Annotated in this window: 21 protein-coding genes, 1 pseudogene and 1 riboswitch; of the genes and pseudogenes, 13 read left to right on the top strand and 9 right to left on the bottom strand. The window is 36.2% G+C overall.

Annotated features, from left to right (window positions below; translation table 11 throughout):
• Positions 1-197 precede the first annotated feature (197 nt).
• The gene (locus tag AN959_RS10125) at positions 198-653 is read right to left on the bottom strand and encodes a DUF3888 domain-containing protein (protein WP_056830481.1); all 456 of its coding nucleotides are present in this window, start codon (positions 651-653) and stop codon (positions 198-200) included.
• 151 nt (positions 654-804) lie between these two features.
• Here AN959_RS10125 and AN959_RS10130 point away from each other — a divergent pair.
• Positions 805-1,097, top strand: a pseudogene (locus AN959_RS10130) (YnfA family protein).
• Between the two features lie 151 nt (positions 1,098-1,248).
• On the opposite strand, the gene AN959_RS10135 reads toward AN959_RS10130, so the two are convergent.
• Entirely contained in the window at positions 1,249-3,183 is a 1,935-nt protein-coding gene (locus AN959_RS10135) for an ABC-F family ATP-binding cassette domain-containing protein (protein ID WP_056830483.1), read from the bottom strand.
• A 108-nt stretch (positions 3,184-3,291) separates the two neighbouring features.
• Here AN959_RS10135 and AN959_RS10140 point away from each other — a divergent pair, with 108 nt between their 5' ends.
• A complete protein-coding gene (locus AN959_RS10140) occupies positions 3,292-3,933 on the top strand; it encodes a redox-sensing transcriptional repressor Rex (protein ID WP_053591780.1) in 642 nt (213 codons plus the stop codon).
• Positions 3,934-4,362: 429 nt separating this feature from the next.
• On the opposite strand, the gene AN959_RS10145 is transcribed toward AN959_RS10140, so the two are convergent.
• Complete coding sequence (locus AN959_RS10145; protein ID WP_053591781.1) at positions 4,363-5,076, bottom strand: CPBP family intramembrane glutamic endopeptidase; 714 nt, start codon at positions 5,074-5,076, stop codon at positions 4,363-4,365.
• 186 nt (positions 5,077-5,262) lie between these two features.
• Between AN959_RS10145 and groES the strand changes: the two genes are divergently transcribed.
• From groES to AN959_RS10170, 5 genes are all read left to right on the top strand, one after another.
• The gene (gene groES, locus AN959_RS10150) at positions 5,263-5,547 is read left to right on the top strand and encodes a co-chaperone GroES (RefSeq protein ID WP_053591782.1); all 285 of its coding nucleotides are present in this window, start codon (positions 5,263-5,265) and stop codon (positions 5,545-5,547) included.
• 43 nt (positions 5,548-5,590) lie between these two features.
• Positions 5,591-7,222, top strand: coding sequence for a chaperonin GroEL (gene groL, locus AN959_RS10155; RefSeq protein ID WP_053591783.1), 1,632 nt, complete (start codon positions 5,591-5,593; stop codon positions 7,220-7,222).
• A gap of 506 nt (positions 7,223-7,728) precedes the next feature.
• The gene (locus AN959_RS10160) at positions 7,729-8,298 is read left to right on the top strand and encodes a hypothetical protein (protein WP_056830485.1); all 570 of its coding nucleotides are present in this window, start codon (positions 7,729-7,731) and stop codon (positions 8,296-8,298) included.
• 130 nt (positions 8,299-8,428) lie between these two features.
• A complete protein-coding gene (locus AN959_RS10165) occupies positions 8,429-9,394 on the top strand; it encodes an aromatic acid exporter family protein (RefSeq protein ID WP_056830487.1) in 966 nt (321 codons plus the stop codon).
• Between the two features lie 962 nt (positions 9,395-10,356).
• A partial coding sequence (locus tag AN959_RS10170; protein WP_371256533.1) for a hypothetical protein occupies positions 10,357-11,037 on the top strand: 681 nt, incomplete at its 3' end.
• A gap of 1,129 nt (positions 11,038-12,166) precedes the next feature.
• Here AN959_RS10170 and AN959_RS10180 read toward each other — a convergent pair.
• A complete protein-coding gene (locus AN959_RS10180) occupies positions 12,167-12,379 on the bottom strand; it encodes a DUF1540 domain-containing protein (RefSeq protein ID WP_056830494.1) in 213 nt (70 codons plus the stop codon).
• 444 nt (positions 12,380-12,823) lie between these two features.
• Positions 12,824-13,249 carry a GNAT family N-acetyltransferase gene (locus tag AN959_RS10185; RefSeq protein ID WP_056830496.1) on the bottom strand — a complete coding sequence of 142 codons (426 nt, stop codon included), beginning with the start codon at positions 13,247-13,249 and terminating at the stop codon, positions 12,824-12,826.
• A 174-nt stretch (positions 13,250-13,423) separates the two neighbouring features.
• Between AN959_RS10185 and AN959_RS10190 the strand changes: the two genes are divergently transcribed.
• Complete coding sequence (locus AN959_RS10190) at positions 13,424-13,834, top strand: DUF2512 family protein (RefSeq protein ID WP_056830497.1); 411 nt, start codon at positions 13,424-13,426, stop codon at positions 13,832-13,834.
• Between the two features lie 53 nt (positions 13,835-13,887).
• Here AN959_RS10190 and AN959_RS10195 read toward each other — a convergent pair whose 3' ends face one another.
• The gene (locus AN959_RS10195; protein ID WP_156350770.1) at positions 13,888-14,559 is read right to left on the bottom strand and encodes a hypothetical protein; all 672 of its coding nucleotides are present in this window, start codon (positions 14,557-14,559) and stop codon (positions 13,888-13,890) included.
• An 894-nt stretch (positions 14,560-15,453) separates the two neighbouring features.
• Between AN959_RS10195 and AN959_RS10200 the strand changes: the two genes are divergently transcribed.
• The 3 genes from AN959_RS10200 (at position 15,454) to AN959_RS21035 (ending at position 19,322) form a co-directional block, all read left to right on the top strand.
• Positions 15,454-17,361, top strand: a complete 1,908-nt coding sequence (locus AN959_RS10200; protein ID WP_056830501.1) for an endonuclease MutS2 — start codon at positions 15,454-15,456, stop codon at positions 17,359-17,361.
• A gap of 70 nt (positions 17,362-17,431) precedes the next feature.
• Positions 17,432-17,611: a small acid-soluble spore protein H gene (locus AN959_RS10205; protein WP_053591791.1), complete on the top strand. Its 180-nt coding sequence runs from the start codon at positions 17,432-17,434 to the stop codon at positions 17,609-17,611.
• A 261-nt stretch (positions 17,612-17,872) separates the two neighbouring features.
• Positions 17,873-17,957: riboswitch (cyclic di-GMP riboswitch) on the top strand.
• Between the two features lie 84 nt (positions 17,958-18,041).
• Positions 18,042-19,322, top strand: a complete 1,281-nt coding sequence (locus tag AN959_RS21035) for a DUF5667 domain-containing protein (protein WP_056830502.1) — start codon at positions 18,042-18,044, stop codon at positions 19,320-19,322.
• Between the two features lie 57 nt (positions 19,323-19,379).
• On the opposite strand, the gene AN959_RS10215 is transcribed toward AN959_RS21035, so the two are convergent.
• Both AN959_RS10215 and AN959_RS10220 read right to left on the bottom strand, forming a co-directional pair.
• Positions 19,380-21,464, bottom strand: coding sequence for an SA1320 family protein (locus tag AN959_RS10215; protein WP_056830504.1), 2,085 nt, complete (start codon positions 21,462-21,464; stop codon positions 19,380-19,382).
• Positions 21,465-21,477: 13 nt separating this feature from the next.
• Entirely contained in the window at positions 21,478-22,419 is a 942-nt protein-coding gene (locus tag AN959_RS10220) for a DUF1672 family protein (RefSeq protein ID WP_056830506.1), read from the bottom strand.
• 304 nt (positions 22,420-22,723) lie between these two features.
• Here AN959_RS10220 and AN959_RS10225 point away from each other — a divergent pair, with 304 nt between their 5' ends.
• Entirely contained in the window at positions 22,724-23,026 is a 303-nt protein-coding gene (locus AN959_RS10225) for a DUF1292 domain-containing protein (RefSeq protein ID WP_345798826.1), read from the top strand.
• Between the two features lie 362 nt (positions 23,027-23,388).
• Here AN959_RS10225 and AN959_RS10230 read toward each other — a convergent pair whose 3' ends face one another.
• Positions 23,389-23,673, bottom strand: coding sequence for a hypothetical protein (locus AN959_RS10230; protein WP_056830507.1), 285 nt, complete (start codon positions 23,671-23,673; stop codon positions 23,389-23,391).
• Positions 23,674-23,788: 115 nt separating this feature from the next.
• Between AN959_RS10230 and AN959_RS10235 the strand changes: the two genes are divergently transcribed.
• Positions 23,789-23,968: an H-type small acid-soluble spore protein gene (locus AN959_RS10235; protein ID WP_056830508.1), complete on the top strand. Its 180-nt coding sequence runs from the start codon at positions 23,789-23,791 to the stop codon at positions 23,966-23,968.
• The last annotated feature ends 374 nt before the right edge of the window (positions 23,969-24,342 follow it).

A 24,342-nucleotide genomic window follows, 5' to 3' on the forward strand; every position in this document is an offset into this window, starting at 1 on the left:
TTTATACACTTTCATGTGGAAAACTATCTTTCGAATCTGTGGACAATGTGTATAAGTCTGTTGATATGTTGGTATTGCTTAGTTTTTTATGTGAATAAATTTGTGGAAAAAAATTATTATAATTTTGTACTTGACCAACATATATGGGCATGAATCGACAAATTGTTATGGATGCTTAATGGAGGGAGGTATGCTGATTACTTTTTCCTTATGATATACTGCCAGTGTGGTGGAAGGTCGTAAGTCTCTATATGACTAAAATCAGTAAGACTAATCCTACTCGGAGTTATAGTAAAAGTTAACTGGTCTTTTCCGACAGGAATGTGTGGACCGACTACCGGAGTAACTTCAATCGTCACTGAAAATATATACCCACGATAACCATTAGTTCTTTCCATGTTTAAAATTTTTATTTGATACGGATAAACCATCGGGGAAATCAGAAGGGAATCTGAATAATAACTTGTGATCGCCTTATCGATATTTGGAGAGAGTAAGGATAAAAATAAATCCATCATTAGTTCTTCTTTTGACTTTTCTTCTGGTTGATAGTAATTTGGCTCAGGCTCATCAATAGCTCGATTTGAATGAACTAATATGGACGGCGGTAAAAGAAACAGAACAAAAGAAAAGACAAGTAATATTTTTTTCATCTTAACGCCACCTTCATCATTATTTTGTTCAGAAAAAGTTAACTTATTTTGCCCAAATATTAGTGAATGGATAAAAAGTTTAAACGCTCGACATGAGCTATACATAAATCAAAGTTTTTACGTGAAAAATAATTTGAAATAAGGACGTGATTTGAATTATTGCAATAGCCCTTTTTATCTCATATGGCTTTGGTTAAGAGAAGGTAAGCCATATATTGGGGTGTCTTAGGAGGTGTGGCATTAGCTTTATATGGCGTAATTGCTACATTTCAAACTTTTCCATCGTTTGGCAGAGTGTATGCTGCTTATGGTGGTGTGTTTATAGTTCTTTCTGTATTATGGGGCTGGGGAATTGATAAGAAAACACCAGATTTTTATGATTGGATAGGTGCAGGCATATGCATAGTTGGTGTGTTAGTCATGCTATTTGCTCCGCGCCATTAAAAAAGGAGTTAAATAACAAGCAATCGGATGGTTATCAACTATAATCGGATGGTTTACCGGGATAATCGGATGATTAACCAAAATAATCGGGTGGTTCCTCAATTCAATCAAAAAAGTAGTGTAAACCATTTCCCGGTTTACACTACTTATTTCATGAAACGATTTCTTCTAGTTGCTCTTGCAACTCTAACCATTCATTGGACAAATTATCTTGTTTTTCTTTCAATTGATCCAACTCTTTTTGCAATTGCTGTACAGCTTCGTGGTCTTGGAAAATTACAGGGTCACAAAGCTTTTCTTCTATAGAAGCAATCTCTGTATCCACTAATGGAATTTGAGATTCTAGTTCTTCCAGTTGTCTACGGAGTTGGCGTTCTTTTTTCTTCGCTTCTTTATCAATCGTAGAAGTGCTTGCCTTTACGACAACGGCTTTTTCTATTGCTCCTGCGCTCTCAAGAGCCAGCTCTTCTAGTTCGAGTTTCTTTTCTAAATAGTAATCGTAATCTCCCAAAAATAGTGCTGCGTGATCATTCGATAATTCAACCACTTTCGTAGCAATTCTATTAATGAAGTAACGGTCATGCGAGACGAAAAGAATCGTTCCTGGAAAATCGAGCAATGCATTTTCAAGCACTTCTTTACTATCTAAATCTAAATGGTTGGTTGGCTCATCTAGCACTAACGTATTTGCTTTTAACAACATTAGCTTTGCTAGAGCAAGTCTAGCTTTCTCTCCACCAGATAAGGTAGAAACGGTTTTTTGAACATCGTCTCCACTAAATAGAAAACGACCTAACACGGTACGGACATCTTTTTCATTCATAAGTGGCCATTCGTCCCATAATTCAAGAAGTGCTGTTTTATTGCCAGTAAGAGCAGCTTGTTCTTGGTCGTAGTATCCAAATTGGACGTTTGTGCCGTATTGAATTTTACCGCCTGCACTTTCTAGTTGTTTCATAATGGTCTTCAGTAAGGTAGATTTACCGACACCATTTGGTCCGACTAGCGCTATTCTGTCCTGCTTATATACGGAAAAAGAAATATTTTTAGAAACTGATTTGCCAGGATAGCCAACGGAAACTTCTTCGAGCCGAAGTACATCATTTCCACTTGGCCGATCAATCGAAAAGCCGAAAGAAGCTGATTTTTCATCTCCATCTGGAGAATCCATCCAGTCTGTCTTTTCAATTACTTTGCGTCTCGACTGAGCCATTTTGGTAGTGGAGGCACGAGCTAAATTTCGATTGACAAAGTCTTCGAGTTTAGCTTTTTCCTCCTGCTGTTTTTCGTACATTTTTTTATCACGTTCGTAATTTTTTGCTTTTTGATCAAGGTAACTACTATAGTTGCCAACATATCTAGTGACATTATGGCGAGATACTTCATAAACAAAGTTTACGACTTGATCTAAGAAATAGCGGTCATGGGACACGATAAGAATTGCACCACTATAGTTTTTTAAATAGTTTTCCAAAAAGTTCAGTGTTTCAATGTCCAAGTGGTTGGTAGGCTCATCCAATATGAGTAAATCGGGTTTGCTAAGTAGCATTTTAGCCAGTGCCAACCTAGTCTTTTGTCCACCAGATAATGCTTGTACAGGCTTATCATAATCCTCAGGGAAAAACTGCATTCCGTGTAAAATAGAACGGATATCTGATTCGTATCGATAACCGCCTGCTTCTTTAAAATTTAGCTGTAGCTCATCATACGCAGCTGTAACTCGTGCATAGGCATCGGAGTCCTCGTATACAGATGGATCTGCCATTTGCGTTTCTAAGGAACGAAGCTCTTTTTCAGATTCGATGAGATGATTAAAGATGGACTTCATTTCTTCCCAAATAGAAAGTTTAGATTCTAATCCGGCATGTTGCTCTAAGTATCCTAATCGAATGTTCTTAGGCATAATGATATCGCCAGAATCATACGACATTTCTCCAGCTATTATTTTAAGTAAAGTAGATTTTCCTGCCCCGTTTCGACCTACAAGGGCTACCCGATCTCGGTCTTGAACCTCTAACTTTACATTAGTTAATATATCTTCTCCGTTAAAGGATTTTGTTACTTGATTGACTTGTAAAACAATCACGATGATTCGCACCTCAATTCTATCTTAAGTGTAATAGATAGGACTTGTCGTTGCAACGCTGTAGCATTATAATGAGGTAATGTTAAGAACGAAATTGGAGGGTTTTTGATGAAACCTGAACTACCGAGAATTCCTCAAGCAACAACGAAGAGGCTTCCATTATATTATAGATTTTTACAAAGTTTTCATAATGCTGGACATAAAAGAGTATCATCACAAGAGTTAAGTGATGCGATGAAAATAGATTCCGCTACTATTCGAAGAGATTTCTCGCACTTTGGAGCACTTGGCAAAAAAGGCTATGGATACGATGTTGCTAACTTACTCCAGTTTTTTAGAAAAACACTCGATCAAGATGAAGCTGCAAATGTGGCACTTATTGGAGTTGGTAGTTTAGGAACTGCTTTTTTAAAATATAACTTTCAAAAAAACCATAATACCAAAATTGTAGTTGCTTTTGATACAAAAGCTCCGATAGAGGGAATGTTTGTAAGTGATATTCCTGTCTTTCATCCGAGTGTCATGGAAGAGAAGCTCGAGGAACATGGTATCGAGTTGGTTATATGTACTGTTCCAAGTCGCACAGCACAAGAAGTAGCTGATCGATTAGCAAAAACGAATATTAAAGGGATTCTTAACTTTACCCCTGTCCGATTGACGGTACCTGATACGATTCGGGTCCATACAATCGATTTATCGGTTGAAGTACAAACCCTAATTTATTTAATAAGAAATGAACATAACGAATAAATTGAAAGCCTTCTACCCAATACTGATGGGTCGAAGGCTTTTCTTTATGTCCAGAGGTCAAATTTTCTTCCCCTAACGAACGACTTCTTTGGGGGGAAGAACATTTACTTGGAGGCCCACACGAAGTGGGTCATACAGTCGTTGCGAAATGTTCTTTTATTTTGCGACGAGCTTTGCGCAGGAGCACCACGATGTCGCGAACTTAGACTGTATTCCTCTTCATAGGCGCTTGCGCATTTCTTTATGTCCAGCTCCAGCGCCTAGCCCCTCGAGGTCAAATAACCTTCCCCCAACGAAGTCAAAAAACGACTTCTTAGTGGGAAGAACATTTGCTTGTCGGAGGCCCACACGAAGTGGGTCATACAGTCGTTGTGACACGAAGTCGCGAACTTAGACTGTATTCCTCTACATAGGCGCTTGCGCATTTCTTTAAGGCATTTGAGAGTAAGTTTCTAAGAACTTTTGTATAGTTTCTCCGTAAAACTGAAAGAGAACGACAAATCCATTTAATAGCATATGGGAGATGATAGATGCCACTATCCGCTTTGTCTTATGGTAAATAAAAGCGAATATAAACCCAGAAACAGCATATAGTAGTATGTGCGTAAAGTCGAAGTGAATGATTGCAAAGACAATAGCACTGACAGATGCGGCTACGAAGAAATTTGTTTTTGGAAATAAAGAGCCGAAAATTATACGGCGGAAAATTAGTTCCTCTAATATAGGAGCGAAAATAACAATTGAAAAGATTGCCCAAGGAACAGCGTGAGCAATTTCTATAAATTGTGCTGTATTTTCGGATCCCGGTTCAACTCCTAATTTAAGTTCAATAGTAGCTGCAACACCTTGGCCTAGGAATACAAGAAAGAAACCGACGACTCCCCAGCCGATAGTTTGCCCAATAGGTGACTGTTTTCCTTTTAAAGGTCGTAAAAAGTTATTATCTTTTCTAATTAAAAGGAGTGTAACCAGTGTAGCAATCCCCATACTTAGGAACACCCACCATCCAGAAGCAACCAATGGAGGATTTTTTACGTCCATAGACTTAAATAGTATAAGTAGAAGTGGTGCAAAGATTGCTCCAGAAAGCTGCATCACGCAGTAAACAATTAATATATACAAGCCTGTTTTTTGTTGTTTCATACAATTTAGTTCCTTTCTAGATAACAATTCTCTTTTTATTGTAAAGGAAAAAAACAATAAAGGAAAAAGTTAACCTTCTCACTTGCAAAATGTTCTGTGATTAATTATTATTATAAGTGTGTTAGCACTCAAAGAGACAGAGTGCTAATAATATAAAATTCTACTATTTTAGGGAGGTAGTTTCACTTGTTAAGACCATTAGGTGATCGTATCGTAATCGAATTAATCGAAGCTGAAGAAAAAACAGCATCTGGCATCGTACTTCCAGACTCTGCTAAAGAGAAGCCACAAGAAGGAAAAGTTGTTGCTGTAGGTACTGGACGAGTACTTGAAAACGGAACTCGCGTTGAGTTAGACGTGAAAGATGGGGACCGTATCATCTTCTCTAAATATGCAGGAACAGAAGTGAAATATGAAAACAACGAATATTTAATATTACGCGAAAGCGATGTACTAGCTGTAATTGGCTAATAAAAACGAGATTATCATTCAATAATTAGGAGGTTATAAAAACATGGCAAAAGAAATTAAGTTCAGTGAAGACGCTCGTAGTGCAATGCTACGTGGAGTAGATAAACTTGCAGATGCTGTAAAAGTAACACTTGGACCAAAAGGACGTAACGTAGTTCTTGAGAAAAAATTCGGTTCACCACTTATTACAAACGATGGTGTAACAATTGCTAAAGATATCGAACTAGAAGATGCATTTGAAAACATGGGTGCTAAATTAGTTGCTGAAGTTGCATCTAAAACAAATGATATCGCTGGAGATGGTACTACAACTGCTACTGTTTTAGCACAATCTATGATTCGTGAAGGATTGAAAAACGTAACAGCTGGAGCTAATCCTGTAGGTATCCGTAAAGGTATCGACCTTGCAGTTGCAGCAGCAGTTACTGAATTAAAAGCAATCTCAAAAGAAATCGAAGGCAAAGAGTCTATCGCTCAAGTTGCTGCTATTTCTTCTGGTGATAATGAAGTAGGCGAATTAATCGCTGAAGCTATGGAACGCGTTGGTAACGACGGTGTTATTACAATCGAAGAATCTAAAGGATTCACTACTGAGCTTGACGTGGTAGAAGGTATGCAATTCGATCGCGGATACACTTCTGCGTATATGGCAACAAATACAGATAAAATGGAAGCAGTGCTTGATAATCCATATATCTTAATTACAGATAAAAAAATCTCTAGCATTCAAGAAATTCTTCCAGTACTTGAGCAAGTAGTACAACAAGGTAAACCTCTATTATTAATCTCTGAAGATATTGAGGGAGAAGCTTTGGCTACTCTAGTTGTTAACAAACTTCGTGGAACATTCAATGCTGTAGCTGTAAAAGCTCCAGGATTTGGTGACCGTCGTAAAGCAATGCTAGAAGATATCGCTATCCTAACTGGCGCTGAAGTTATTACAGAAGACTTAGGATTAGACTTAAAATCTGCTAACATTTCGCAACTTGGACGCGCTTCTAAAGTTGTCGTAACAAAAGACAACACAACGATCGTTGAAGGTAACGGGGAATCAGAGCGCATCGCTAGTCGTGTAGCTCAAATCCGTTCACAATTAGAAGAAACAACCTCTGAGTTTGACAAAGAAAAACTACAAGAACGCCTTGCTAAACTTGCTGGTGGTGTAGCGGTTGTTAAAGTTGGAGCAGCAACAGAAACGGAACTAAAAGAACGCAAACTTCGTATTGAAGATGCTCTAAACGCAACTCGTGCAGCTGTAGAAGAAGGTATCGTATCTGGTGGTGGTACTGCACTAGTGAACGTATACAACAAAGTAGCTGAATTAGCAGAAACAAAAGAAGGCGACGTAGCAACTGGACTAAGAATCGTACTACGTGCATTAGAAGAACCAGTTCGTCAAATCGCTAACAACGCTGGTCTGGAAGGATCAATCGTTGTAGATCGTTTAAAACGCGAAGAAATCGGTACTGGTTTCAACGCAGCAACAGGCGAATGGGTAAACATGATGGATGCTGGTATCGTAGATCCAACAAAAGTAACTCGTTCAGCACTTCAAAACGCTGCATCTGTAGCTTCACTTTTCTTAACTACAGAAGCAGTAGTAGCAGACATCCCTGAACCAGCAGCTGGTGGAATGGGAATGCCTGACATGGGCGGAATGGGCGGCATGATGTAACTTCCACAGGATGTGGTGGCTTAGGCATTGCAACAGGATGTTGCGGTTTTTGCCTAAGTTCCTTAATCCAGGATGTTGTTCACTCGGACGTTGTGACGCGATGTCGCGCTTTTAGTCCGAGCTACTCTTCCCGTCAACCCCTTGATATATAAGGGTTTGTATGTAAGGTGAAAGTGAAATGCTAACATTTTGCTAACATATAGGATTATATTAGAGGCTTCTCATTAGTTGTGCAAACTTTTGGGAAGCTTCTTTTTTCATTTCTTTTATCACGTGGAGATAGACATTCTTTGTGGTAGGGACGATTATTATTGACTGGATATGCTCGATATATTTAAATAATGTTGTTGTCTTAAGCCGAATGACCATATTACTTATAGTTATTGTTTCATCAGTCTGGGAATTTTTCTAGCTCACTATTAAATCGATGTGTTGGTTATTGTATTATAGATATTAGAACGACTGTCTCAATAAATATTTATAAAATAAAAATTAAGGAGAATTACATGGCCTGGAGCAAATTGAAGCAAAATCTAGAGAGCTTTCTCTGTCCTGCATTATATGGAAGAGTTGAATACCTTGCAACCAGCTACCGTTATTTACCTGATAAAGCAGGACTTTGTTATATTGCGGTAGATAAAAAGAATGTACTTAATATGAGTGATAAAACTACCTTAATCAGATGGTATCAGACGGAGCTGGAAATTAAGAATGATTCAGATATCCAAATTCCTATCAACAATGAAGAAATTGAAGCGGTAAGAAAAGAAACCAAGGGGATAGTTCCGGAGGATCGTCTACAAGTAATTGCAAGGAGTAGAAAATTATCAGAATATGCAAAGGCGCTTTTGTCAGCGCAGTCATCATTAAGTAAATCAAATTTTATCGTTGTAGCTAATAAGTTTTTATCCACTTCTATAGAGGAAAGCATAGAGAGCGATGATATCCTATTGAATATTCTAGCTTTGGTGGACAGACGGGTTGGGAAAAAACGAATTTTAAACATGAGTGAGAAGATGAAGTTAAAGCATCCAATTGTGCAGTATTTTTATGAAATACGGCTAAGTACGTTATGATAAATAAAAGTACTAGATGCCAACCGGTTATGGTGTGTATGATTGTACATATATATATGAATTAACACGAATGTTTGTAAACCAGGTAACCTGCAAGGATTTACATAGAAAATAATAGGATGGTGCTTCTATGATTGGTATGGGCTATCGGACGATAAAGACTGCTGTAGGAGCAGGGCTGGCAATTTGGATTGCGAGTTTATTGGATTTGGAATTTGCAACATTTGCAGCAATTATTGTTATTATGTGTATCGAGAAAACGAAGAAAAAGACATTAATTACAATTAAGGATAAATTCTTTGCCTCTCTTTTATCTTTGATTCTTGGTGGTTTGTTCTTTGAAGTATTAGGTTATTATCCCATTGTGTTTTCCTTATTTATTTTATTATTTGTTCCAATCCTCGTAAGAGCTCACATCCAGGGTGGTTTTGTCACAAGTATGGTTGTCGTATTACATGTTTATACGGTAAAGGATGCTAACTGGGCTATGTTTCTGAACGAGCTCTATATTATTTTAATCGGTATGGGAATTGCTCTTCTCGTCAATAGTTTCATGCCAAGTTTCAAGCGGGACATTGAAATCTTTAAGAAGGAGATTGAACAAAAGTTTGAAATTCTTCTCTTTGAACTCTCTGCCCATTTAAGGGATAATATGCGAAGCTGGGATGGGAAAGAAATACTTGAGGTAGAAGATTTGATTAATCAATCCAAAAGCATTGCCATTCAAGATGTAGAAAATCATCTGTTGCGAAAACAAAATATAGATTATTATTATCTGGAAATGCGAGAGGATCAACTGGAACTCCTAAAACATATGATGAAAATCGTTGCTATTTTCTCTTCATCCAGCCTAGACGTCAAACAGAAAGAAATGTTTGCGGAGTTCTTGGAGAATTTAAGTCGGAATGTTCATTCGGGAGATACAACGGACATTTCATTAAATGAGTTAGAGGAATTAAATACCTTGATCAGCAAGATGGAGTTGCCAAAGACAAGAGAAGAATTTGAAATACGAGCGAATCTATTTTATTTGATTTTTGAAATGAAAAACTACTTAAACATAAAGAAAAAACTTTTTGCCAAAAGAAGTCGATAAGTCGATAGTGGAAGGAGCTTGTGAGAGAGGATATTCAGATGATTCATCACGATTTCATAAAATAACCAGCGGATATCGATTATATAACGCTCTTTCGATTTCCTCTGGATTTTTAATACATTTTCTGGTTTTGGGGTGCGTGAGGAGCAATGGGTTTGAGAAATTCCTTTGAACGACATTATTTTTATTTTAGGAGGATAAAAACTTCCATTTTACATTAATCTAAAGTTGAATCGTGAAATTGATTTTCAGCTAGGTGTTTTGGGCGGGGCAGATTTGCAATCAGTTATCAGAGTATACGGCGAGTTTGCTCCTTATACGAAAGTTAACAGCGTTCAAGAGCTTTTAGAATCAATGGCTTCATCATAATGTTGTGAAAGTGTAACTGGCTGTTTCTGAATAAGAGACAATCAGTTTTTTTAGGTTCCACAATAAATGTTTGGGTCTTCAAACAATTATGTGCATTAAAAATGTAGATGAATACACGCACGCAATGTTATTTGTCTACCGTACTAAAGGCACGTTATCAGATGTCTGAATATAAACATTTATCAAATAACTATAATATTGTTTTAATAATATTTACTTTCGGGTTTTATTTGTAAAGTAAAATTGGGCATTTTTATTCAAATTATACGGGGTGGGAAAACACAGAAATATCAGAGAGAACTAATATGAAAGCATAATTATTTTTTTAGAATAGAGTTGTTTGGGCTTTATATAAAATTTCATTTATTGCAAAATTCTATAAACACGTAAGGGAACTGTCATTTTTCTTAAACGGAGTAACACAAAATGGTAACAAAGCTTTGTTATATTCTAGACAGGCAGATGATGGTGCTGCCGGAAAATTTGAGTAATAATCTTACTCGTGCTGATAGGAGGTGAAACGATAAATAACGGAATTTATGAAAAATCCATCCTATCAGTAGAAAAAAATACGAATTAGGAGAGATCAAGTAATGAATAAAAAACAAATGGATTCTAAGAAAGCAAATAAAAATTTGTCGAAAAAAGTAGCGCCACTAGTAATGTCAACATCAATGATGGCTGCAGCCTTTTTAGCAGCTGGTGCACCTACTTCTGCAGCAGAGCTTGATACAAAGAGTGTTAATCCTGAAGTTATTGAACAAGTGAAAAATCATGGTCAGGAAGTATCTGCATTAGCTAAAAGTCTACCAGGTTCTCCTGAAAAAGGTAAACTAGTTAGCAAACTAGCTCAAGAAAATTCCGGCAAAACTAATGATGATCCAGATGATAATATAGATGAAACAAATAATGATGGGCAACAAGAAGGCGAAATAAGTGATGATGCATCAGCAACTGAAGAAGAAGGAACAGAAGAAGAAACAGAAGCACCAACAACTGAAGATGGCCAAGTAGAAGATGGTACAGAAGCAGCTGAAGAAGGTACAGCAGAAGAAACAGAAGCACCGACAGCTGAAGATGGCCAAGTAGAAGATGGTGCAGAAGCAGTTGAAGAAGACGAAGCAGCTGAAGAAACAGAAGCACCAACAACTGAAGATGGCCAAGTAGAAGATGGTACAGAAGCAGTTGAAGAAGACGAAGCAGCAGAAGAAACAGAAGCACCAACAGCTGAAGATGGCCAAGTAGAAGATGGTACAGAAGCAGTTGAAGAAGACNCAAAGCAGCTGAAGAAACAGAAGCACCAACAGCTGAAGATGGCCAAGTAGAAGATGGTACAGAAGCAGTTGAAGAAGACGAAGCAGCTGAAGAAACAGAAGCACCGACAGCTGAAGATGGCCAAGTAGAAGATGGTACAGAAGCAGTTGAAGAAGACGAAGCAGCTGAAGAAACAAAAGCACCAACAACTGAAGATGGTCAAGTAGAAGATGGTACAGAAACAGTTGAAGAAGAAGGAAAAGCTGAAGAAACAGAAGCACCAACAGCTGAAGAAGGCCAAGTAGATGGTTCACAAAATCAAGAAGATGACTCTAGTACATGGGTAGATGAAACTTATCAATTTATCGGTGATGGCTATCAAAGTGTTATTGGATACTATCAAACCCTTATTGAACAAAAATTAGCTCAAACAAGTGAAGAATCTGAAAAAGTTGAAGCAATTGATGTAGTATCCGATATATCTGCTGATGCTGGTGAAACTGATACAACAACTTTAGAGGCAGATACATCCCAAGACATCTCTGTTGATAATGCAAATACAGGTCTAACAAATGATACTGACGTTAATCTAGAAAGCCCAGTCGTTGTAGAAAATCAAGATCAACCTTCTGATGTAGAAACACCAGAGCAAGAAACTGTAGAATCAGTGGAAAATACAGTATCAGATCTTGAGGAACCAGTACAGCCAGTAAATGAAGAAGTAAGTTTGGCTACTGAAACAGAACAAATCAGTCAAAATGAGGTAGAAAAGGAATCCGACCAAATCTCTTTAAAGGATAAAATGATTGGATACTATCAAGACCTAGCAGCTTCATTCTCTAACCTTATAAACTTCCTAAAATAAGAGGGACTCTCTAGCATAATCGATCGTAGTATAAGAGTATAATGGCTTTGAACTGAATAAAAAGAGGAAGGGGAATGAAAAAGGAGAATGTTCATTCCCCCCTTTTTCATGTGTGAACAACAAAGTGAAATGGCCAACCAAAAATAAGCTGGTTGACCATTTTCAAAAAGATTAAATTCAATTTGGGAGTTTTTTTATAACAATTCTATACCTCTTTGCTATCTATTGAGATATCTTATCATTGACAGATAAATAGATTCCAATAGAATGTGGAAAATAATAAATTATTTGTTTTTTGGTTTAAACGTTTTACAGCATGTATCTGCAGAATGGATTGCTTCTTCCGTACGGTTGAAAAAGTCGAATTCCTGAGCGAACTCTGAGTCATACTTTGACTGGGAATCAATATCAATTTTGATTTGATCAGCTCCGCAAATATTTCCTTCCGCATGAAATACACAATTTGCTACAGAACAGTTAACTTCTACAATCGGCATCCGTCTACCCCCTAAAGTTGAATTTAAAATTTAGAAGAAATAACCATAAGATTCTCTCTTCAAACTTAGTATGTCCAAATTGGGTAAATAGTATGTATAAAATTATTCGCATTCTAAAAAATCATATGGTTTTCGTAGTTTTGTAAAAAAAATACATTGTTTNTGATTCTAATTAATTAATCTAATAGATAATATTGCCAGTTAGTATTATGTTTTTTTGGGGTAAAATATAAATATGAGAAACAGTTGATAACTGAAGAAGATCTCCCTTCGTTTTTCTCATGAAATTCCATAGCATTGGAATTGGAGGCCTCACTGTTGAAGAAGTGAGGCTCTTTTTATGTCAAAAAATTTATACTCCAAAAACGAAGAGATTATCACTAATTGAAATAGTGATAATCTCTTTTTTCTTTATGAAAAGTAGTATGTAAAGGTTGAATCTGTTTAAATAATTTCTTTTTCCATTACAACATGTGGAATGCCTGCTTCAAAGAAGACGTCCGAAACTGTCTTATACCCTAAATGATTATAAAATTTTTCAGCATGCGTTTGACCATGCAGCATTAATTTATTTATATTTTGTCGTCTAGCGTATTCTTCGATTCCTTGCATTATACATTTACCACTACCGCGTTTTCGCTTTTCAGATAAAACACAAATACGTTCCACCTTACCTATACCGTTTACTATACGGAACCGACCAGTTCCTATCGAGTTTTCAGCATCGTATAGTAGAAAATGAACTGAATCATTTTCGTACTCATCTATTTCTTCTTCAATCGGTACATGTTGTTCATGGACAAAAACTTTTATCCGAATATCAAAAACCGTGTCTAGTTCTTCTTTAGTTTGGACAATCTTCACTTTCAAAATTTTTCAACTCTCTTTCTTAAGCACACTTATACTCATCATATAGGAGATTGTAGCTTATGTGAAAATATTCTAGTAAAAAAAAGTGATTATATTTCTAATGTCTAAATTATTATGATTCATGAAACTAAGTACAGGGTAAAGAATAGGAGAAGATAATAAGGAGGTAGAATAATGGAACATTTAAAAGCACTCGGTATCAAATTTGTTATGATTGCAGCGGTTCTTTTAATTATATTAACCCTGTTATTCGATGTTCCTTTCATGGATACCATATGGACTAGTTTAGTTTTAACCATTTTCGCATATGTATTGGGTGATTTTATTCTCTTTAGATTGGCTCCAAAACGATTGCGTAATATTATGGCTACTATTGCTGATTTAATCATAGGCTTCCTTGTCATTTGGTATATGTTAATTGCTCTAACAGATGCTAATGAGAATCTAGCAGTTGGTGCTATCATATCTGCAATTGTTATAGCATTAGGAGAATGGTTTTTCCATAAATACCTTGATCGCACAGTTTTCGTAGGAAAATATATATCAAAGTTGGATGAGGTTTCTGGAGTTGCTAAAAAGCATTAAAGTGAAGATAAAAGCATCAAAGTTCCTTGTGAAGGCTTTGATGCTTTTTGTTATTAACGAAGGACGATTTCGTGTTCGCCTTCACTATCGATTACAACAAGAACTAGGGAGTTATCTCGCTCGGAAACTGGAAGAGGGACTTGTGAGTATAAGTGGAAATTTTGCTCTTGTAAGGAGTCGATACTTGCACCTTCCAATTTAGATCCGTCTAATGATTCTGTTGTAGCTAGGAAATCAAATTCATGTTTGTTATCGTAAATTGCCTTAAACTTAACGCTTCCTAATTGATGACCATAACTGAATGAATCTAGTGTGTCATTACTGATAGTCCCTGATAAATGAAGGTAAATTTCTTTATCAGAAATGATACTTCGCTTGTCATCTCCTGTAGAGGATGCAAATTCTTTCGTGAACTCGGCATGATTGATGGTCATGACTATATCTCCGTCCTCATATTCAAATACGATATCCTCTTTTAACAGATTTTCTCCTTGAGGGAGAGCTTTTGTACTAGTACCGTCCGCTTTATCCTCTGATTTATTTTCGGTCTTTTCTGTTTCATCTTTTTGATCACTGTCTTCTGCATTTACTGTTTCAGTTGCTGAAACTTCTGTTGAAACATTTGCATCGGAATCTTCTTTATCTTCCGTTGACTCTTTGGTATCACCGCATGCTGCTAAAATCATGGTTATTGATACCCCTAAAAACAAAAACGCCTTCTTCATTTACCTCATCCCCATATCATTAATTATTTTCATATTATAATTATAGTTACCAAATTTTATGGCATGCAAGTGAAAATGGGTATAGTTGGTAAAAATAGTACTTTGGAATCTTATTAGTTTTGAGTCTAAGATACTAATGTATAAGTATTAAAGACTGTTTATATCGAAAAACACTTCTTTATATCGTTCATAAAGAAGTGTTAATAACAATTAAGATGTTTGCATAGAAAATTGAATGGAGTGGTAAATCTGTTGCCTAATGGATTCTATTGGCTTTCAAAGATGTCTTAAAATTAGATTGGGGATTATAATGTGCCCGATTGACTCTCGTTTTAAATGATGCTATATTGAAAATATTCTTATAAAAGGTGTGGTGAAGTATGTCTGAAGTAGGTATGAACTAATACTGATTTAGTTTAATAAGGCTTTTAAGAACTGGTTATATTCCAGTTTGTTTAAGTATGCCTTGTTTCACAGTGTCTATGAGCATTGTGAATACCTACCTTAAAGACTGCTTCCTTTTCCATATATTCGTTTAACATACTAGTATGTTAGATCGAAAAGCATGGCGGGATTTGTCCTGCCATGCTTTTTTATCTTTCATTGCTTGTTAGTTGATGATTAAATGCCTGGTGCAAATCACTAGGCGAATGCCCGCAGGAGCTTTCTATCCATTTTACGAATTAACGTGAACTTGGAATGGTAGGTGAGATTCTTGCGGGCATTTTTTTATTAATGACGAGCAAGTGTTTTACTCAGAAAATTGTTCAGGCGCTGTCGCCCAAGGTCAAATGCCAATTTGCTCCTGCGCAAAGCTTGTCGCAGAGGAGCGTTTCCGCAGGGGCTAGCAACTAAACGGGAGCTTTCTGTTTTTAAATTTAAGGAGGGTTACACATGAATATGATGACATATGAAAAATTACAATATGACGAATTAAAGGAAATGGTGAAATCACACTGTGTCAGTAGTTTAGGCAAGGAATTACTTGATAAGCTTCAACCAAGCACGAATATTAAGGTGGTACAAGACAGGTTAAATGAAACGACAGAGGCAAGAAAGCTATTGGATGCTGAAAGTCATCTTCCCCTAAAAGGTGTTTCCAATATAAACTTGCAAATGGAAAAGCTTGAAAAGGGAATGATTTTAGGTCCTTCTGAGTTAGTTGCTATATCTGACTTCTTGAGAGGATGTAGAACGATAAAGAAGTTTATGTTGGATAAGGAGTTTTTTGCTCCAGTTCTCCATTCTTATTCTCATTCCATGATGGAATTTAGAGATATCGAAGAAAATATTAATTATTCTATAAAAGGGAATAGAGTAGATTCGGAAGCGAGTAAAGAATTGAAACGAATTCGAAATCAAATAGATAAAGTCGAAGATAAAATTGAAGAAAGGTTAAATAAGTTTTTGAAGAGTAGTGCTAATAAAGAGTATATTCAAGAATTTTTTATAAGCAAAAAGGATGATCGTTTTACAATTCCTATAAAAGCTTCCTATAAAAATCAGGTAGCTGGTACAATCGTTGAAATGTCTTCCAAAGGATCTACGGTGTTTATTGAACCTGCTGCAATTTCAAAACTAAATGCAGAATTGGCTGTGCTTAAAGCAGAGGAGTCTATAGAGGAGTACCAAATTTTAGCGACTCTTTCAGGTAGTGTTTTAGAGGAAAATAGACAAATAAACATCAATATTGAACTGATTGGTCAGTATGACATGATTTTTGCGAAGGCGAAGTTTAGTAAAAGAATGGATGGAATCGAGCCGAGGTTAAATAATCATGGATATATTAAACTGACGAATTGTAAGCATCCGCTTTTGTCTGGAAATATTGTGCCGTTAGATTTCGAGATAGGAAAAGGTTATCGTAGCCTAATTATCACAGGACCAAATGCTGGTGGAAAAACTGTCGTTTTGAAAACGATTGGAATATTAACATTAGCTGTCATGTCAGGATTTCATATTTCGGCCGATGAAGGTACAGAAATAGCAGTGTTTGATCATCTTTATGTAGATATTGGTGACAATCAAAGCATTGAAAACTCCCTTAGTACTTTTTCATCTCATATGAAAAATATCTCAGAGATTATGAGTGCGTCCACGAATAACACGCTACTACTTTTTGATGAAATTGGAAGTGGGACCGAACCGAATGAAGGAGCTGCACTAGCCATTGCTATCCTGGAGGAATTTTATCAAATGGGGTGTATTACAGTGGCTACCACTCATTACGGAGAAATAAAACGCTATTCGGAAATTCATAGTGACTTCATAAATGCAGCAATGCAATTTAACAGTGAAGCGTTAGAGCCGATGTATAAGCTTTTAATAGGTAAGTCAGGAGATAGTAACGCGCTTTGGATTTCGAAGAAAATGAATTTACGTGAAAAGGTACTTCAAAAAGCACAGCACTATATTGAAAATAAAAATTATGATTTAGAACGGGTAAGAGACAATAAAGTAAAAAAGCCGGTACAAATCACAACTAGGGAAGAGCACACTTATGAATTTGAAATGGGGGACAGAGTAAAAATAATGGAACAGAACGATTCGGGAATTGTGTATGAGAAAAAGGACAATTTCAATAATGTATTAGTGTTCTATAATAATGAAATTATAAAGGTGAATGCAAAAAGAATAGAGCTTGAAGTAAAAGCTACAGAGCTTTATCCAGAAGGATATGATGTCAGTACTTTATTTATAAGTTACAAAGAACGGAAATTCCAACATGACATGGAAAGAGGATCTAAAAAAGCGTTGAAGAAAGTTTCTAAAGAAATAAAGAAAGGGCAAAGTGAATGCTGATTTGTTAAGTATATATAAGTAAGATTGGGTAAATATAATAACGATTGAATTTTAAAAGGAGGTAGAAGCAATGAATGCACAACGCGCAGAAGAAATTGTTTTTTCGCCTGATATGATTAATGTAACCTATAACGGTGAAAATATTTATATTGAACATGTAGACAAACAAAATGGAAAAGCGACAATCCATTCCCTTGATGAACCAGAAAATAAACAAAGTGTTTCTGTCACAAGCTTAATGGAACAGTAACATAGTTGCACTTACGTATAAAAAAGCACCCTATGAGGGCAACTGAAAAACTCTTCGAGGTATCTCTTAGCGAGTATGTGAACGAAATCGTTCACATACTCGCTTTTTGTCTGGAACCGTTGTAACTCACAAATAATGGGGGTGCTTTTTTCCTAGCCGAAAGTACGCAGGAAAATTAGTTAAAAATAGATAGATATCTATAATCTAGTAATATATAATTATCCTTGATAGGGACTTGCATTATTTAGATGTAGGTACTTATTCCGAAAAAGGCAAATTTGTCGAAAGATGAAGACGCAAAGTTTCAGACCTAACGCCTAACGGCTATGGTGGCTGAACTACCGAAGAATATGGATGAAAACTTGAAATAAAGTTCAATTCACAGTTCTTCCTTGTATTTCTATTTTTAATAGGAGAGAGGAGTTTTTTTATGTCCAATTTTAAAGGGAATTTGCAAAAAACACTGCTTGCATTTATGTTTGTTGCTTTCATTGTGTTTCTTGTAGGTGTTAGTCCTTCATTTGCAGAAACGAATGATTCCACGACAACAGTAGAGGATGACTCAGAAGTGGAATCTGGAGTTACGGATGATACAAATGATACGGAAGAACCTGCATTATTACCCGGTGATTTTTTCTATTTTCTTAAATCATTGCAAGAAAGTGTTCAATTGGCTTTCACATTCGATGACATGAAAGAAGCAGAATTGCTTAGCGCATTAGCGGAAGAGCGAATTCTAGAAGCGACAGCATTATTTGAACAAGGTGATGAAGAGAAAGCAATTGAAACACTACAACTAGCGATTGACCAACAAGACGAAGCTTTAGCTAAGTATAAAGAAAGTGTAGAACAAGACAATCCGGATGAAGATGCTAATGAAGATGATCCTGCTGTTGAAGATGATGCAACGGGAGAAGAATCCGAAGTAGATTCGGCTTATGCTGATTTAGAAGCAAAATTCTCATCAAATCTTCTTGCTTTACAAGCAGCATTAGAAAAAGTAGAAAATACAAAAGCTAAAGAAGCACTTGCTAAAAATGTTGTAAAAGCGGAAGAAAGATTGGCTAAAAAGATAGAGAAAAAACTAGCTAAGCTTGAAAAAGAGAAAGAAGAAACTTCAGAAGAAGAAGCCACTGAATCTGAGGAACCGATAGAAGAAGTAGAATCAGATGATGCTGTTGCGGATGAAAACACAACAGATTCAAAAGAAGAAGTACCTCTAGAAGAGGAAAATGAAGTACAAAAAGAATCTACGCAACAACCAGTAACTGCTTCAGCGGTTATGGTACCTAAAGTTACAGATACTAAGAAACCAGCTGCACCAAAAGTACAAGAAGCATCTTCGAAAGCTGAGGAGAAAAAACAAGAGGCCGCTAAAAAAGTGGAAGAAGCAAAATTAAAAGCCGAAGAAGTAGCTAAAAAAGCTGAAGAAGAGAAAGTAAAAGCAGAAGCTAAGCAAAAAGAAGCAGTAGCGAAAGTAGAAGCTAAACAAAAAGAAGCAGCAGCAAAAGCAGAAGCTAAACAAAAGGAAGCCGCGCTTAAAGCTGAAGAAGCGAAAGCAAAAGCTGAGGCTAAACAAAAAGAAGCAGCAGCGAAAGTTGAAGAAGAGGCTTCAAATGCTGCAGCAAAGAAACAAGAAGCAGAGGCTAAACAACAAGGAAATAACGACAAGGAAAAATCGAATAACGGGAAAAAAGACAAAGAGGAGTAAACCCCCTTTGTCTTTTTCTTTATTAAAAATAATATCTAAATTTTCAGTCATTATAATCTATAGTGTTACACGATGCACCTGTTCTTTTAAAATCTGTATATTTCCAAGTACGTTCTGTGAGATTTCTAATGTAGCTTCAATTGCATTAGCTTTTTCGTTTGATAATTGGTAGATAATGTCATTAAATAGAAGCTCCATCTCATCTAGTATAGCTAAAGCGGAGACATTATATAGTCGTACATTTTCATATTTCCCAGGTTCAAAAATGGCTGTATCGATATATGGTTTAAAATTATTCAGCATTTCGGGAAGATTCGCAATCATTCTACCAAAACCTTTTCGGAGACCTTCCACAGTTACTTCCATCTCCTCAAGAGGTTCTAACGCACTTTGAACAGCTCTTCTAACTCTTTCCTCGTAATTAGTGAACAAACTAATGAGTAAGCTTACAGGGTTTCCATACAAACCGACGTTTAAAGCAGCCTTAACTGCGATAATAATTGCCGACAATGCAGTTTCTATTAAAAATAGCAATGCTTCTAAGCCCAATAGTATTGGAGTTAATATGGATATTCCGATTGCATTCATATGATTATGGGCTAGCTCCACTTGAATCTCTTTTATTTTCATTCCAACTACTACATAGGAAGAAGACTCAATCTTAAAAACTTCTGTATTTTGCACGGAATCTACGCCATCTTCTAAAGTAGAACCTGAATGAATAGAACTTGCCAAATTACGGTCTTTGTTGTGAAAAGAAATTGCTATGTCATGAACCTGAGTCTCGTAAGCATTTAATTGTTTATATACTTTATCCTTATTTTCATTGACGATGTTATAGTGAGCGTTTAGTTCCCCTACAACCGCATCAACAAAGAGGTCTTTCCCTCCTTCAAATAACTTTGGAATATCATGCTGAACAATGTTCTGTGCGTTTGCCACTAAGTTATCAACATCTACTTTTAACTGATGTAAATATGCTTTTGCAGGAGCAAAGAGGCCTTCAACATCTATATCAATCGAAAAGATAAATTCAATTATTTCTGCTGGCTTTGAGTTTAAAATGCTATTCAGAACTCTACACCTAGCCTCTGCTGAATCTAGAAGTAATAAAAGCTCATTTATGCACTCTTTAATAATCATTCCTGTTTTAGCAATACCATTAAATACCGGATCGCCAGCAAGCTCTTCAAACATATATTGAAAAGTTTCCTGCAGCCTCGTAACTCGTTGATGAAATCGAGCACTTTCATCCGAGACTATGCTTACAGAATTTCCGATATAATCTCTGACATTAGTGATACGGCCTTTTACATGATCCCTGATTCCATCGGAAAGCAACAGCATATTTTCCTTGTTTATTAGAATCTTTTCAGTCTGTCCGCTATACAAAGGAGAACCGGTCCATATACTAGTTACAATATGATCATCAGCTCCTACGTAAATAAATCCATGTCCAGGCTCACCTTTTATGCCTATTTCTATTTTAAAATTTCCTTCTGTATCTGCTTCTACGTAGCCAGTATGATTGGACCCTAGCATTGAGAACATTGGTATTCCATTGTTTATTCCGTATTTATTGCCTGGAATTCGATCTCCCATTCCAATAGACTCTTCTGTACCAGTTAGAAAATCATACTTACTATAGTAATTTGTAATGTTGGTATAATCTTTAGTAGGATCGACCATACCAGATGGAAGTATTGCAGGATTTAACGTCACGGCTTTTACTTGAGGATTTTCGATGGCTACAGCGTTCGTTAAAGCACCAGCAAGTGAATTTCCTGAGACAGAAGAAATGTCCCCATATTTATTGTTCATATGCTGAAAATAAGCTTTTGCATCTTGAATTTGAGCGGGAGGAACGTCGCTTAACAGCTTTGTATTAGTCCCAATCCAGTCTTTGTCAAGTTGTTCGCTCCCGACAAATACAACGGATAGCTCTTTCGTTTCAAAATTTTGAATGGTTAATGCATCTAGCCCGGAGGATGTATCGTAAAGAGTATGAATAACATAAAATTCTTTTCCATTAACTTGTAGGATATCATTAACTTCGTATTTTTGGTATGCATGATAGCCTGCTAGCTCCACTAAATCTTTGTCATTCGTATTCGGACGAGTTACGTTATTTATAATAGTCATAGGTTATATTCTCCTATTCCTTCATAATTTCATTAATCGTAGTTTCCTCTATACTGTTATCTTTTGAACCATGTCCGTACTTACTATTAATTAAATTATCGTGTAATAAAAGAGTATAAGCACCCCTTGGCAAACCATCCATACTTTCGATTTCAGATACTATCTGTGAATAGGTAACTTTATCTGGTTCGACATCCTTTTCTTTCATGAATAGATTTATAGTAATTTTTACAGCTTCTGTTTCAAATTTATTTTCATCAAGGAAATTTCTGAGCTCTTCTTTACTTACATTTTGGTTTTCTAAGTACATAGAGTTAAGATGGTCGAAAACGTCAGTAAAAAAACTCATATAGTAATAGGGGGTCGAGTAACCAGAATCCGTTTTTTCTACCGCCTCTTTAGTTTTACCAACAACAGGATATTCTTTCGTTATTTGGTTCATAAAATTATTTAAGTTGGCCATTTCCTCGTCATAAGCCATTGCGAATAATCCGCCTGATAAGGCATTTTCTATTTGGCCTTCCTGTGACCACACGCTGTCTGATTTTACTGTTTTACTTTGTACATCTATCGGAACAATAGCAAATGCTTGAAAATTTGGTTCTCCCACTGATTCTACGAATACTGAAACACCATCAACCGCACCTACTAAGTTATGGACAATTACTTCCGTTTTATATTTTTCACTGAAGAACTTTTTTACTGCTACTTCAATTTCATCACGATTTGCTTCTGCGATTTTATCCGTTTCCTTACCATTCCTCAATGCATATCCTTCACCTGTATACTCCTGAACGCTCACTAGGTTTTCAGTCTTTAAAGCAATTCCGTGACCTCCTGTTGCGGCTACTGGTTCTTTTTCAGAGCTTTTTGTATTCTCAGTATCCATGTTACATCCTCCTATTAATACGGTTATGCCTAGTCCGATTGCTAAGGCTTTTTTGTTACTTCGCATATAATTACCTCCTAACGTGCAAATCTTTCGTTCAAAATATCCTATTTTTACTAATTGTATAAAAAATTTTAGATAACTGAAAACTTAATCCTTGTATTTTATTTGAATTTTGAAAAAACAGGTGAAAGGATATGACTTGTAAATAGCTAGTGAGGACTTTTGTTATATAGGTCAGTGGGATAAATATACTTATACTTTTTTCTTTCAAAGTGATATTTATAAAATATTAGCCTCTGTTGGGTTAATCGATTATTAACAGGGTACAATAATTGATGAGCTTTAACTATTGTAAGGAGGAATTTGAATGGACGATAAAATGGGTGGCATTGAAGTTGGAGAAATTCTTACAGTTCTCGATGAAGAAGATCGTGAACAAGAAATTGAAGTGATTGGTATGTTAACTATTGAAGAAAAGGAATATGCGGCAGTTGCATTTGCGGATGATGCGCAAGAAGAAACAGTCGAAGAAGTGGATGTGTTCTTTTTCCAAATTATTGATGGTGAGGAGCTAGCGGAAATAGAGACGGACGCTGAATTTGAGAAAGTATCCGCGGCATTTTTAGAAGCACAAGAAGAAGCAGAAGACTTTGATGAAGAAGATGAATAAACAGTTGTGAAGAGAGGATATACTCCTCTCTTCAGACTGTTGACAAACTCGAATTTATCTTTATATAGGATAGATTGATTTTCCGAAGCTTACCGCTCGCTTTCCGCGGGCGAGCGACGAGTCTCCTCCGTAGCTCTCGCTTCGTGCGGGGTCTCGTCTGTCTCGCTTTTCCCGCAGGAGTCGAGCGGACGCTTCTCCAAACCAACTTAGGTAGAATAATCTTGACTTAAATGAAAATATGACAGAAAGTCAGAATAATGAACTAGACCAGTTAGCCAAATTTCTTTTGCCAACAATCTGAAGAGAGGATACATTCCTCTTTTTTTATTGCAACTTTTCTATTATTATCGAGAGGATGATGGCTATAATCCTTCGCGACAACCTGTGTTATCTTGAAACCGATTGTATTTTTTCATCTCATTTATTGTTTCTTCTACTTCCATTAGGTATTGGTCGAATACCGCATTGTTACCTGATTCGCTAAAATTCTGTTTATCAATAGAATTAAGCAACGCAAGGACCCCTTTAAATTTAATGTCATCAAAACCAGGGACCTCAGATTGGCCCTCGATTTCCCCTTTTAGTATGATTTGTCTTTGTTCATTTTCCATGTGAAATATAAACTTCTGTATTTCATTTATTTCCATTAACTATCTCTCCTAAATTTTACTCATTACTTTACATAATATATCCGAAAGTAACGGTATTAACCCCATCAATGGAGGAACAATAGGATTTATAGAAATTAAGGAGGTGACATCCATGAATGCTGAACGAGCTCAAGAAATAGCTTTTTCGAAAAGTATGTCTAATGTAACATTTAATGGAGAAAGGGTTTATATTGAACATGTGGACCGAGATAAGGATTTGGCAACCATTCATTTCATTAATGATCCAAATAAAAAGGAAAGTGTTTCAGTTACGAGCTTAGTTGAACAATAAGAAAATCATTATTGAACTGGACCAAAAAGAAGGTGCAGTTCTTTTCGTGTATTTAAAGTAAAACGAAATCGGTACAAATTAGTATTTATTGTATAGTAAGAAAAGCTATGGTAAAATGAAATTCACTTTAAGAAATGGAGGTTTTCCTTTTGACAGCATCTATGAGACTAAGAAACCAAACTTTGAACCGTTAATTGAATATGGTCAAGGGCTCTGCCTAAGTGTGGAGTAAATGGGATTAGTCTGTCTCTTTAGGAAAACTTTATTTTACGTTTAACAAAAAAAGAGAGGGTGAATCTACCCTCTTTTTTTGTTGTCTAAAAATAGTAGTGTATGTAATTATTCGATTTGAGCAAAAAAGACCTTAACCATTT

The sequence above is a fragment of the Psychrobacillus sp. FJAT-21963 genome (assembly GCF_001420585.1).
Taxonomy (GTDB): domain Bacteria; phylum Bacillota; class Bacilli; order Bacillales_A; family Planococcaceae; genus Psychrobacillus.